Source organism: Salinibacillus aidingensis, assembly GCF_039522525.1.
GTDB classification, from domain to species: Bacteria; Bacillota; Bacilli; order Bacillales; family Alkalibacillaceae; genus Salinibacillus; species Salinibacillus aidingensis.
Window position 1 is genome coordinate 549,163 of the sequence record NZ_BAAADO010000001.1, and the last position, 13,067, is coordinate 562,229.

The 13,067-nt window shown below is 40.5% G+C and carries 11 protein-coding genes and 1 other annotated feature; of the genes, 2 read left to right on the forward strand and 9 right to left on the reverse strand.

Annotated elements, in window-relative coordinates; translation table 11 throughout:
- Positions 1–30 precede the first annotated feature (30 nt).
- Positions 31–2,673 carry a valine--tRNA ligase gene (locus ABD006_RS02925; RefSeq protein WP_343837336.1) on the reverse strand — a complete coding sequence of 881 codons (2,643 nt, stop codon included), beginning with the start codon at positions 2,671–2,673 and terminating at the stop codon, positions 31–33.
- Positions 2,674–2,838: 165 nt separating this feature from the next.
- Positions 2,839–3,070, reverse strand: a binding site (T-box leader).
- 125 nt (positions 3,071–3,195) lie between these two features.
- Between ABD006_RS02925 and ABD006_RS02930 the strand changes: the two genes are divergently transcribed.
- Positions 3,196–3,384, forward strand: coding sequence for a hypothetical protein (locus tag ABD006_RS02930; RefSeq protein ID WP_044158395.1), 189 nt, complete (start codon positions 3,196–3,198; stop codon positions 3,382–3,384).
- An 8-nt stretch (positions 3,385–3,392) separates the two neighbouring features.
- On the opposite strand, the gene ABD006_RS02935 is transcribed toward ABD006_RS02930, so the two are convergent.
- From ABD006_RS02935 to hemA, 8 genes are all read right to left on the reverse strand, one after another.
- Positions 3,393–4,391, reverse strand: a complete 999-nt coding sequence (locus ABD006_RS02935; protein ID WP_343837340.1) for a phosphotransferase — start codon at positions 4,389–4,391, stop codon at positions 3,393–3,395.
- 17 nt (positions 4,392–4,408) lie between these two features.
- A complete protein-coding gene (gene spoVID, locus ABD006_RS02940; RefSeq protein ID WP_343837342.1) occupies positions 4,409–5,596 on the reverse strand; it encodes a stage VI sporulation protein D in 1,188 nt (395 codons plus the stop codon).
- 395 nt (positions 5,597–5,991) lie between these two features.
- On the reverse strand, positions 5,992–7,281 hold the full coding sequence (hemL, locus tag ABD006_RS02945) for a glutamate-1-semialdehyde 2,1-aminomutase (protein WP_343837345.1): 1,290 nt from the start codon (positions 7,279–7,281) through the stop codon (positions 5,992–5,994).
- Between the two features lie 24 nt (positions 7,282–7,305).
- A complete protein-coding gene (gene hemB, locus ABD006_RS02950) occupies positions 7,306–8,283 on the reverse strand; it encodes a porphobilinogen synthase (protein WP_343837347.1) in 978 nt (325 codons plus the stop codon).
- A complete protein-coding gene (locus ABD006_RS02955; RefSeq protein ID WP_343837350.1) occupies positions 8,276–9,067 on the reverse strand; it encodes a uroporphyrinogen-III synthase in 792 nt (263 codons plus the stop codon). Before ABD006_RS02955 ends, hemB begins: the two co-directional genes overlap by 8 nt.
- Positions 9,067–9,999: a hydroxymethylbilane synthase gene (hemC, locus tag ABD006_RS02960; RefSeq protein ID WP_343837352.1), complete on the reverse strand. Its 933-nt coding sequence runs from the start codon at positions 9,997–9,999 to the stop codon at positions 9,067–9,069. Before hemC ends, ABD006_RS02955 begins: the two co-directional genes overlap by 1 nt.
- Before the next feature lie 17 nt (positions 10,000–10,016).
- Positions 10,017–10,841 (reverse strand): cytochrome C assembly family protein, encoded by an 825-nt coding sequence (locus ABD006_RS02965; protein ID WP_343837769.1) that lies wholly within the window; start codon positions 10,839–10,841, stop codon positions 10,017–10,019.
- A gap of 20 nt (positions 10,842–10,861) precedes the next feature.
- Entirely contained in the window at positions 10,862–12,241 is a 1,380-nt protein-coding gene (gene hemA / locus ABD006_RS02970; protein WP_343837354.1) for a glutamyl-tRNA reductase, read from the reverse strand.
- A 284-nt stretch (positions 12,242–12,525) separates the two neighbouring features.
- On the opposite strand from hemA, the gene ABD006_RS02975 reads away from it, so the two are divergent.
- Positions 12,526–12,999, forward strand: a complete 474-nt coding sequence (locus ABD006_RS02975; protein WP_343837357.1) for a LiaI-LiaF-like domain-containing protein — start codon at positions 12,526–12,528, stop codon at positions 12,997–12,999.
- The last annotated feature ends 68 nt before the right edge of the window (positions 13,000–13,067 follow it).

Consider the following 13,067-nt stretch of genomic DNA (forward strand, 5'->3'; position numbering starts at 1 on the left):
CCCCAATAATCGGCTCCCACTGAAGAATAATCAGGATTGCAAGTCCTTTAGTCTTTGTTCAACCTTTTCTCGTTTTTCTTTATAATCTCTGCCCTTTTCTCTTTCCTGGTCCACAATATCCGCTGGTGCGTTTTGAACAAATTTGTCATTCGCCAGTTTCTTTTCAACCCGTTCAACTTCAGAATTCCACTTTTCCCATTCCTTCTTCAGCCGATCGATTTCTTCTTCAATATTAATTAAACCTTCTAAAGGAAGATAAACCTCAGCCCCTGTTACAACTGCACTCATGGCTTTTTCCGGCACATCAACGTCTGTATCAATCGTCAGGTCACTCGGGTTACAAAAACGTTCAAGATAATGACGGTTCTTTTTCAGCCCATCCATAATGTTTTCATCACTTGCTTTAATGAGCATTTGGATTTCTTTGGACATTGGAGTATTTACTTCAGCTCTGATATTTCGAATGGAACGAATAATATCCACAAGCAGCTTCATTTCTGAGGATGCCTGTTGATTTGTAAATTCAGGTTTTACAGATGGCCAATCTGCAACTGTGATGGATTCCCCTTCATGTGGTAAATGCTGCCATATTTCCTCGGTAATAAATGGCATGAATGGATGAAGCATACGCATCGTCTGATCAAGAACATAAACTAAAACCGATTTTGTAGTATGCTTTGCCTGTTCATCCTCTCCATATAAAGGTAGCTTGGCCATTTCAATATACCAGTCACAAAATTCATCCCAGATAAAGTTATACAAATGACGACCCGCTTCCCCAAAATCATATTTATCAATATGCCGGGTTACCTGCTCAATGGTTTCATTCAGACGGGTAAGAATCCATTGATCTGCAACCGATTTTTCTCCGGTTAAATCAACATCTTCATACTGCATATCATCCAGATTCATCAGCACAAAACGGGAAGCATTCCAGATTTTGTTCGCAAAATTCCAGGTAGCCTCAATTTTTTCCCAATGGAAGCGTAAATCCTGTCCGGGTGAAGAGCCGGTTGCTAAGAAATAACGCAGAGAGTCCGCACCATATTTTTCTACAACATCCATTGGATCCACACCATTACCCAAGGACTTACTCATTTTCCTTCCTTCCGCATCACGTACGAGTCCATGAATGAGGACATCTTTAAATGGTCTGCGGTTCATGAATTGCTTGGATTGGAAAATCATACGGGATACCCAGAAGAAAATAATGTCATATCCTGTTACAAGTGCATCCGTCGGAAAATAACGGTTCAGGTCTTTATTGTTTTCATCCGGCCAGCCTAAGGTTGAAAATGGCCATAAAGCTGAAGAGAACCATGTATCGAGAACATCTTCATCCTGCTCCCAGTTTTCTGCATCCTCGGGTGCTTCCTTTCCAACATAAACTTCTCCTGTTTTTTTATGATACCATGCAGGAATGCGGTGCCCCCACCAAAGCTGGCGTGAAATACACCAATCTCGAATATTTTCCATCCAATTTAAATAAGTTTTCTCAAAGCGGCCAGGAACAAAATTGACTTTGTCATCAGTCTCCTGTAAATCAATCGCACCTTTGGCCAGCGGCTCCATATGAACAAACCATTGAGTGGATAAATAAGGCTCAACAACCGCTCCGCTTCGCTCGGAATGCCCAACTGAATGTGTATGTTCTTCAATGTTAAACAATACCCCTTCTTCCTGAAGATCTTTTACCAGCTGTTTCCGGCATTCGAAGCGGTCCATCCCCTGATATTTCATGGCGTTTTCATTCATGGTACCATCTTCGTTCATTACGAGAATTCGCTCTAAATCATGACGGTTGCCGATTTCAAAATCATTTGGATCATGTGCAGGGGTGATTTTAACCGCACCAGAGCCGAATTCCATATCTACATAGTCATCTGCAACAATTTCGATTTCCCGCTCAGTAATTGGTAAAATAACCTTTTTCCCAATTAAATGCTTATATCTTTCATCTTCCGGATGGACAGCTACTGCCGTATCGCCCAGCATCGTCTCAGGTCGAGTGGTAGCAATTTCAATGTGGCCTGAACCATCCTTTAACGGATATTTCATATGATAGAAGGCACCCTGAACCTCCTTGTAGATAACCTCGATATCAGAAAGGGCTGTCTGAGTATCTGGGTCCCAGTTAATGATATATTGTCCGCGGTATATCAGCCCTTTTTCATATAAGGAAACAAATACTTCCCGAACAGCATTGGAAAGACCCTCATCAAGGGTAAAACGCTCCCGGGAATAATCCAGTCCTAAACCAAGCTTTTCCCATTGCTTTCGAATAAAGGAGGCATATTCTTCCTTCCAGTCCCATACCTGGTCAATAAACTTTTCCCGACCAAGATCGTACCGGTTTTTTCCTTCTTCCTTTAATTTTGCTTCAACCTTTGCCTGTGTGGCAATTCCGGCGTGGTCCATTCCCGGCAGCCATAAAACATCGTAGCCCTGCATACGCTTATAACGTGTAATAATATCCTGTAAAGTTGTGTCCCAGGCATGACCCAGGTGGAGCTTACCTGTAACGTTTGGCGGCGGGATAACCACAGTAAATGGATTTTTGCTCTCATCATCCTTTGCTTCAAAGAACTTCCCATTTACCCAGTAATCATACCGGCCTTTCTCCACCTCATTCGGATCGTACTTTGGCGGCATTGAAACCTCTTTCTTCTCCATTTCACTTCCTCCTTACTTTTTATCATCATGAACATAAAAGGGCATCCGTCAGTTTGGAAAGCCCGAATTTCCCCGGCAATAGAGAAAATCGATGCTTTTTCTTTTCCTTTAAGAGGGCAAGCTTATACTTTCTTAAAGGATAATAAAAAACCCTTTTCATCCTGTCAAAAGGACGAAAAGGGTTACTTTCGCGGTACCACCTTTATTTACAGCAGAGCATCATTGTCTGACTGTACACTTCATCAGAATAACGGTTCAACCGGCTTCTTCTACTCATGATTCAAAGAAGCTGCATCCAGGGCGACATTCCAAGGTAAGGATCCTGGAAAGCGTCTCAGCCTATCGCTTTCCTCTCTGAAGGTCTTATCCTTGTACTCCTCCCTATCCAAGCATTTCGAGTATTCATTTTATAGTATATATTTTAGCCATTCAAAACGTAAAAAGTCAAATGTCTTTTAACACTTTTTCCAATATCTATTCATATTATACGAACAAACGGTAAAAAAGTGAAGGAGGATCCATATGGCAAGGTTTTATCGTTACAAGCTTCCACCGTGGCTGAGACACATTATTTTTACAATTGAAAAATGTACATTACCGCTTATGATTTATCAAATTGTACGAACGCTTATCATTCCAACAACGCTCGATGTGTTATTAACCGGTGTATTTGTCGGGTTGTTCTTTGCCTTTTATTTAGAATGGATTTAAGTCAGATTTTAATCATCCGTAAGCATCAGATCATTTTTGATAAACTCCTGAATGTCCAGGACATGTTCAAAATAAAACTGATAGCGCTGGAAAACTTGAATCCATTCTACTTCTGTAAGATGATTTGGGGCTTTCACATATTGCTGAACGTCAAGCAGAAAATCTTTTACATTCAGCAGATGTATCGCTAACAAAGCCATATCGCTTTTCGTATAGCCTGCATCTTTAAAATAAACAGGTAAGCCTTCTTTGATAAGACTCAGTGGTGTATCATGCTCCTGACAAATCGTTGAAAAAAACATGGAAAGGTCTCTGGAAGGATGACCATAAAAGGCTTGTTCCCAATTTATGAACATCACACCGTTTGAAGTCAAAACAAAATGGGAAGGTGATAAATTCCCATGACATAAGCAATATTTCATCTCTTTTTCCTCTTCCATATGAGCCCGCCACTCATCATACCAGTATTCCAGAAGGTGAGACATTTGTCTGACCATACGATAGGAATGACAGATTAATAAAGCAGTGGGAGACATAAAATGCTGGGCCTCGAACAAATCAATCCAATTTTCAAACTGATAAAAGTTTTTCTTAATTTTTTCCTTTTGATTTTGGGACCACTCATTTAATTGCTGAATTTCAATTGGTTTTGTGACGGACGTTTTTCTATGAATATGGGCTAATTCCCCTAAAAAAGGATGAAGGGATGATGTTAATGAACTCCCCTCTTTCTCTTTAAACCAGGGAACTACATAATAAAAATGGTGCCTCCCCTCTATGTACGGCCTGCCCTTCTCTGTTAAATAGAGGGGAGCGATGGAGGTTAAATTTTTCTCCTTTGCTTCATGATATACAAAACCGAACCTTTGAGTCAGATGTTTTTCCCTGGACTGTTTGACGGCAATATACCTGCTTCCTGTAAAAACCTTGATAACCTTTTTTGTTATCTTTTCACCCTGATAAGGATACATCCCATATGGATGTAAAATTCGACTGATTTTAGCCAATGTCGCTCATCCTTAACTTATGTTGTGGATGGATCAATCTGTTTTTTTCTGACAGGAATATAAAGAATGTCGCCTGCATTTAATTCCTGTTCCTCAAGACGGTTATAACGGATTAATTGGGCGGTTGATGTCTCATACCGTTCTGCAATGGATTCAATCGTATCCACTTCCTGTACAATACACATGCGAAGTTTTGTATAAGAATCTTCCTCTTTGTGACTAAACATATTTACTAAATAACCAGCATCTTCACGACTTTCTTCGTTTGAAGACTCAGCCTGTGCATCCACATTATATTCCACCTGAGGGCTTTCATTATGAGCTTCTTCATATGGACTATCCTCGTAGGAGCTTTCCTCCTGCTCTGTGTTTTGTTCCTCCTGTTGGTTTTGACCAAAGAACTCATCAAAGGATTGTGTTTTTTTCTTAAACCATAAATCCCGGCCTTTCTCCTCTTCTCCGGATTCGGTTTCTTCCTCCTCTTCCGGCTGAGGCTGTTCTGTAACTGGTTCCTCGTAGGAAGAATAGGATTCTGTTTCCGGACGGTCTTCTTCGTCTTCTTCGTCTTCTTCGTCTTCTTCATTTATTACAACAGACGACTCGGACTGATAGCTTGAAGCTTCAGACTCTTCCTCTTCTTCATCAAATTTCACATCAAACGAAAACGGCTCATTCATTTCTTCCCAGCTGTTCTTATCCGTTGTTGACTCCTCCGTTTCATTTCGATTTTCCTGAGGTTCCTGTGTTAAAACCTCCTCCTCCTCGGCAATGCCTGAAATCGAGACATTGGACTGAAGTTTAATTTGTGATGGATCAGGAATTTCATAGTCAAAATAATCAATCTCAACCATAACGTCATCTAAATCCGTGATTCGATGTTTCGGAATGGTAATTTCAACCGGAATATTATAATAAAATTCATTTAAGCCATCTTCAAAGGAACGAACGTCATTGATAATGTTTTGGGATGTACGATCCTGAAAATTTAATATATCTTCTTGTTTGTCCTCTTTACTGTCTACTGAAGGCATGTATTCACCGGTTAGTTCTATAACCCCCCTGACCGATACATACTCACCAGAATCCTGAATTGAAATATTCGGTTCAAGGGAAATTCCGATTAACTCTTGCAATTCCTGTCCCTTTTGAAACCATAGCTGCTCATTTAATTCAAACCGAAGTACATTTTCATCATCCTGATTCAAAAAAACTCCTCCTTCCCAAAAAAGTTCCAATCAAATCTATCCCTAAAATATATGAAAAAAAGAAAAGAATTATAACCAGAAAAGCGAAGGGGCCTCGTCCAGACCCGACTGTGTAAGCAAGCCCCATGGAGCGGCTCCAGCCGCGTAGTGGGGCTTGCTTACATCAGCGAGGGTCTAGGCCCCGTAGCTGGACAATAGAAAAGCGAAGGCGACCGGTTAGGCCCGACGGCATAAGCAGAATATTCGGAGTGGCCGCTTTTTGGTCACGGAGGAAATTCTGCTTATGACCGCTTGGGCCTGGGAGCCGTAGCTGGACAGAGAAAAGCGAAGGCGACCGGTTAGGCCCACAAAAAAACAGCAAGCACAACGAAATTCATGTGCTTGCTGTTATTCAGTTATTTAGAAATTTTTTCAAATGTCTTTCTGAATGCTTCCAGAGTTTTATCGATATCTTCATCTGTATGAGCCGTTGATAGGAAAATTCCTTCAAATTGAGATGGAGCCAGGAAAACTCCTTCTTCTGCCATCGAACGATAATATTTGGCAAACAAATCAAGGTCCGCTGATTTGGCTGTTTCAAAATTTACAACGTCTTCATTTGTAAAGAATAAGCCCATCATTGCACCTGCACGGTTAATCGTATGCGGGATGTTAAATTCATTGGCCAGCTGTTCGATTCCTTCAGCTAAGCGATCTACTTTTTGGTTTAACTCTTCGTAGGCACTTTCAGTCATCTGTTTTAAGGTTTCATAGCCTGCTGTCATTGCAAGAGGGTTTCCTGATAATGTACCTGCCTGATAAATCGGTCCAGAAGGCGCAATTTGCTCTATGATTTCCCGTTTACCACCATACGCACCTACAGGGAGACCACCGCCAATCACCTTTCCTAAACAAGTTAAATCGGGTGTAACCCCAAAGTGCCCCTGAGCGGAATGATAACCCACACGGAAACCTGTCATCACTTCATCAAAAATTAACAAAGTATCATTTTGTTCCGTTATATCACGAAGCTTCTGTAAAAAGTTGTTCCGTGGAGGTACGACACCCATATTACCGGATACAGGTTCCACTATGACGGCAGCTAAATCATCTCCGTACTGTTCAAATACATATTCGACACTCTCAACATCATTGTAAGGGACCGTAATTGTATTTTTAGCGATAGATTCCGGTACTCCCGGGCTATCCGGCAGACCAAGTGTAGCTACACCAGAACCAGCTTTGATCAATAAGGAATCGCCATGTCCATGATAGTTCCCTTCAAATTTCAGGATTTTGTTACGTCCTGTATATCCCCGGGCAAGGCGTAACGCACTCATCGTTGCTTCGGTACCTGAATTCACCATTCGAACCATTTCAATGGAAGGTACCCGGTCAATAATCAATTGGGCCAGTTTGTTCTCAATCTCAGTTGGAGAGCCTAGACTTGTTCCGTTTTCGACCACACTTTTTAAGGACTCAACCACTTTCTCATGGGCATGTCCCAGGATTAATGGTCCCCAGCTCAGGACATAATCAATGTACTCATTGCCATCGATGTCATAAATCTTTGACCCGTTCCCTTTTTCCATATAAACCGGATTCATATCCACTGATTTAAACGCCCGTACAGGAGAATTCACTCCGCCTGGCATTAACTCAACAGCTTCTTTATAAGCCTGAACCGATTTCTCGTTCTCACGCATGTTAATCATCCTTTCTATTATTTTCTATTCACTCAGCCATTTGGCTACATCTTTAGCGAAGTAGGTCATAATCAGGTCTGCACCTGCGCGTTTCATGGAGAGGAGTTTTTCCATGACGATTGCTTTTTCATCTACCCATCCATGCTGGGCAGCTCCTTTAACAAGAGAGTATTCTCCGCTAACGTTATAGGCGACGACTGGTACATCGTGACGATTCCGAATATCTCTTACAATATCCAGGTAAGATAGAGCCGGTTTTACAATGAGAAAGTCAGCTCCTTCTTCCACATCGGAATCGGCTTCACGGAACGCCTCAAGACGATTGGCCGGATCCATCTGATAAGCCTTGCGATCCCCTTCCTGAGGTGCACTCTGAGCGGCATCACGGAATGGACCATAGAATGCAGACGCATATTTAACAGCATAGGACATAATCGGAATGTTTTCATAGCCTGCTTCATCCAAACCTTTTCGAATTGCAGTAACAAAGCCATCCATCATATTGGATGGGGCGATGATATCAGCACCTGCTTTCGCCTGACTTACAGCGGTATCAACTAAAAGACCTAAAGATGGGTCATTTTGAACATAGCCATTTTCTAATACTCCGCAATGTCCATGTGAGGTATATTCACACAGGCAGGTATCTGCAATAACCATAATCGATGGGGTTTCTTTTTTAATCACACGTATCGCTTCCTGAACAATACCGTGATTATGAAAAGCGCCTGTCCCCTGTTCGTCCTTTTCATTAGGAACACCAAACAAGAGAACAGATTTAATTCCCAGGGCTTCTACCTCTTTCATCTCTTCAACTAAATGATCAAGAGACAATTGATAGATACCGGGCATAGAAGGAATTTCTTTTTTTACGTTTTCTTCTTCAACTACAAATAAAGGATAAATCAAATCTTCTTTATGTAAACGGGTTTCTCTTACCAGGCTGCGCATACTTTCGTTGACGCGGAGTCTGCGGTGACGCTTAAACTCTAAATCATTCATGAGTCTTCCTTCCTTTCTCAACATACGTATTCAGCTTTTTAATCATATTAGCTGCTGTATACTCTTCTGGTGTGATAATGTTTCTGAAGCCTCTGTTTTTCGCTTCTGCTTCCGTAGTAGAACCTATACATACACAAATACTGTCTTCAAGATGATCTTTTCTGATTGCCTCTCCTCCAAGGGAGAAAAAAGCACCGATGGTTGATGGACTTGTAAATGTAATCGCGTCCAGTCGCGTCTCCTTTAAATGAACTTTTAAATTCTTCTGCTCATCTGCTTTAACTTTGGTCGTATAAACCGTGATGGATTCAAAAGGAATGTCATTTTGAGTAAAAAATTCAGGAAGAACATCTCTGGACCGATTTCCTCTTACCAGGAGAACCTTTTCCGGATGATAATCTTTCAGGAATTCTTCCGCCATTGCTTCAGCTGTATAGTGACCAGGTTCAAAGTCAGCGGATAGTTGATACCGCTCTAATGATTCACTTGTTTTTTTCCCCACTGAACCAATGGATGCTTTCTTTAAGTTATCAAAAGCCTCCGGATATTGATGAAGGCTTTTCATAAAGAATCGCACCCCATTCCCACTGGTGAAAAAAATCCAGTCAAATTGCCCTAAATGACGGAAGATTTGATCATGGTTATCAGCATGGGACCATTCAAAAGTTAACAAAGGAACTTCAATCGGAGTCCCGCCTGATTCCCTGATCAATTGTGATAAAAAACCTGCCTTACTCCGCTCCCTTGTTACTAATATATTCATTCCCTCTAATGGATCAGCCATCATTGATCAAGCTCTTCCTTTGCTTCATCAATCAGCTCTTTTCCTCCTTTAGCAAACATGCGTTCAGCAGCTTCATTCCCTACTGATACTGGATCTTTTCCTCTCACCATTTCGTGAAGAACGGTTGATCCATCTGATTTAGCAATTAAGGCACTTAGTACGACTTCTCCACCTTCAAGATAAGCATATCCAGCAATTGGAACCGAACAGCTTCCCTCCATACGGTTTAAAAAAGTGCGCTCTGCTTTGACAGTAAATGCTGTCTTCTCATCATTAATTTTTTCCAGTAACTCTCTAAGCTCCGTATCATCTTCTCTGCATTCAATGGCCAATGCCCCTTGTCCTACCGCAGGCACACAGACATCCGGCTCCAGGTACTCTGTAACAATCTCTCCCGACCATCCCATTCGCTTCAACCCGGCGGCAGCCAGTACAATAGCGTTATAGTCTTCCTCTTTCAGCTTACGTAATCTTGTTTCAATATTTCCCCGGACTGACTTGATCTTTACATCCGGACGGACAGCCTTTATCTGAGCGGCTCTTCTTAAACTTCTGGTCCCGACTATCGCGCCATCTGCCAAATCTTTTAAGCCCGTTTTTCCGTCCTCTGAAATGAATGCATCACGATGATCCTCTCTTTCAGGAACAGAAGCAATAACCAAACCACCTGGCATTTCAGAAGGCATATCTTTCATGCTATGTACGGCCAAATCGATGTCTCCATCATACATTTCTTTCTCAATTTCTTTTACAAATAACCCTTTTCCCCCTACTTTTGAAAGAGTGACATCAAGAATTTTATCTCCTTTTGTCATAATTTTTTTGACTTCAAATGTGTAAGGAAGATTCAGTTGCTTTAATTGTTCAACCACCCATTCCGTCTGAGTTAAAGCCAGGTTACTCTTTCTTGAGCCAATAACAATATTCCTCATTCATTAAGCCTCCAATACTAAAAGTGAAAGTCCGATAGTGTACTAAATAAAAAGTAGTTCACAAGCAAAAACAGGAATGCATAAACGTTAAAATTTGCAAGCTTTCGTCCCTTTAATCCTCTTACTGTTCTAAAAAATAAAATAACGGCATATACCATTAAAACAATAAAAGACCCTACAGTTTTTGTATCCTGCCAAAGAAAAAGTTCACTGGATGAGTACCCCCAGATTATACCCAGGATTATAGCAATTAACAAAGTAGGAACACCAAATAAAATAGAATAAAATGAGAGTCTTTCCAGTTGGTCAAGATTCCCTAATCGTTTCAGGCGTAAGGTCCATTTTTTTCTTTTTAACAATCGATACTGCAAAAGATACATACATGAAAAAATAAATGACAAAGCAAAAAATCCATAAGAAATCATAGCCAGGGTAATATGAGTAATAAGCATTTCACTTACCAGATCAATCGGTTCCGCTGCATACTGATTCTGGGATTTTGAAAAAATATACATCATCATGAAAAAGAAACCCAATACATTGGTAAAAAGGACAAAAAAATCGACACGAAACAAACGATTTATGATTAAAGAAAACGTAATCAAAATCCATGTATAAAAATAAAGACCATCATAAATCGATAAAATCGGGAACCGGTTATTTGATAAAGCCCTACTAAACAAAAAAAAGGTTTGTAATACCCAAACCGTAGTGAGCAACCAGAAGGCCACACGATTGACCCTCCGGTTATGCTGTATAAAATCAAAAAAATAGCCAATAATGCTTAAGGCATAAATTCCTGTTATCAGTTCATACATCCATTTTACATCAAACTGAACCATATCTCTCAAGTCCTCTCATATTATGAGTGATCCGACGATCTCCTTCCTATTGCAGGAAAAGAAAATTTCGTCTTTTGGTCCTTTGATAAATGTTGGTTTAACTTCGCACTTTTCTCTTCTATTTCCTTTTCCACTTCATCTTCTATCCCGAAAATTTTCACAAATAAATCCAGGGACTCTTCACGATCTTCTTCACCTGCAAGTTCTTTCGCCTGAGAAATTGGCTGTTTGAGCAATTGGTTAATAATGCTCTTTGTATGTTTATTCAGCACTTTTCGTTCTCTGTCAGTTAAATCCGGCATTTTTCGTTCAATCGATTTCATCGTCTCGGATTGAATCGATAAGGCCTTTTGTCTCAAGGCTGAGATAACAGGAACGACTCCGAGCGTCTGCAGCCACTCCTCATACTCATCCATTTCACCGGCAATCATAGCTTCAATCTCTGCGGCAGTCTCTTTTCTAGCTTCAAGGTTGGCATCGACAATTCCCTGTAAATCATCGATGTCATAAAGGAATACGTCCTCTAAATCATGTAAAGCAGGATCAATATCACGAGGTACAGCTATATCCATGAGAAACAGCGGTCCTGCCTTCCGATTTTTCAGCATTCCCTGCATGTTTTGATGAGTAAGAACATATCCATCTGCACCTGTGGAACTGATTAGAATATCAGCAGATTGAATGACTTGATCTAATTCATCTAAAGTATAGGACTCACCTTTAACCGTTCTTGCCAAATCCTCTGCTTTTTCTTTCGTACGATTCACAACCGCTATAGAATCAACGCCGGAACCCCGAAGATTTTTTACGGCTAATTCTCCCATTCTGCCTGCACCGAGAATAGCAACTTTTTTCTTCTGCAGATCACCAAAAATCTTCTTTGCCAGTTCAACAGCAGCATAACTGACAGAAACAGCATTTTCGCCGATTTCTGTTTCTTTATGGGAACGCTTAGCCACAGTTACTGCCTGTTTAAATAGTTGATTAAAGATGGTACCTGTTGTCCCGTATTTCTGTGCAGTTAAAAAGGATTGTTTCACTTGTCCCAGAATCTGCGTTTCACCAAGGACCATGGATTCAAGCCCACAAGTCAGCCGGAAGAGATGATCAATGGCTTCATCTGCCTCCCTGATTTCAATATAGGAAGCAACTTCATCCAGCTCCAGTGAAAACCATTCTGCTAAAAAGCGTTTTATATAATAACGTCCAGTATGGAGCTGATCCACAACTGCATAAATTTCCGTTCGATTACAAGTAGAAATAATAACATTCTCCAATATGCTTTTTTCATCCTTAAGCATCGTCATAGCCTTAGGGAGTTTCTCCTCAGAAAATGTCATTTTCTCACGTATTTCAACAGGTGCTGTTTTATAATTTACACTAATGACTAGTGTGTGCATGGAACTCACCCTCCATCATCCAGTCACATTTAAAAATGCCTACTATTTATTAGTATAACACGAAACATCCCATAAAATTTTTAAGTAAAAATGAACATATTTTGAAATATATGATACGATACAAATAACCTTCAAAAATGGTATACTCAATTGCCGGGAAAGAACAGCGACTTCGTGTTACATAGATTTATTAGTCAAATTTTACTACCTTTTGTACCTTACCATATTTCAAACTTTTAAGTAAAGAAAAGTACTGTTTTCAGCATGAAAGGGAGAGATAACGTTTGAAAAAGCAAAATCTTTTTATCAGTACATTTTTAATTGGGATGGGACTCTACTTTTTATTACAGAGTCACTCTGTACCTATGCTGTCCTCTTTCCGCAGCTGGCCGACCATATTGATGATTTTAGGGGCATCCTTTTTGGCCGAAGCATTCATTGGCCGAAAAAAAGATCATATCTTCCCGGGTGTTCTGATTCTCGGTTTTGGTATACATTATCATGGTTTATTAACGTATGAATTCTGGTTTCAACACTGGAGTATTTATTTATTGATTATTGGTCTGGCTTTTTTCTTCAAGAATCAGGGTGGACGCAAGCTTGGCATCTTATTATTGATTATTTCCGGGCTGTTTATTCTCCTGCAATGGCAGCCTGCCTGGTTTCAAAGCCTGCCATCCTTCTCATTAGACGGAATTACACTGCTGCCACTACTTTTAATTGGGTTTGGGCTATATCTTTTGTTTTTCAGTAAATAGTTTGTCATAAAAGGGGGGACTGCTTGTATACGCAGTCCCCCCTTTTATTTCTAAAGCGAATGGATTGG

Coding starts and splice junctions, on each gene's coding strand:
- hemA (WP_343837354.1), bottom strand. CDS start 12,241: ATGCACACACTAGTCATTAGTGTAAATTATAAAACAGCACCTGTTGAA.
- ABD006_RS02930 (WP_044158395.1), top strand. CDS start 3,196: ATGGCAAGGTTTTATCGTTACAAGCTTCCACCGTGGCTGAGACACATT.
- hemB (WP_343837347.1), bottom strand. CDS start 8,283: ATGAATGATTTAGAGTTTAAGCGTCACCGCAGACTCCGCGTCAACGAA.
- ABD006_RS02965 (WP_343837769.1), bottom strand. CDS start 10,841: ATGGTTCAGTTTGATGTAAAATGGATGTATGAACTGATAACAGGAATT.
- hemC (WP_343837352.1), bottom strand. CDS start 9,999: ATGAGGAATATTGTTATTGGCTCAAGAAAGAGTAACCTGGCTTTAACT.
- hemL (WP_343837345.1), bottom strand. CDS start 7,281: ATGCGTGAGAACGAGAAATCGGTTCAGGCTTATAAAGAAGCTGTTGAG.
- ABD006_RS02955 (WP_343837350.1), bottom strand. CDS start 9,067: ATGGCTGATCCATTAGAGGGAATGAATATATTAGTAACAAGGGAGCGG.
- ABD006_RS02925 (WP_343837336.1), bottom strand. CDS start 2,673: ATGGAGAAGAAAGAGGTTTCAATGCCGCCAAAGTACGATCCGAATGAG.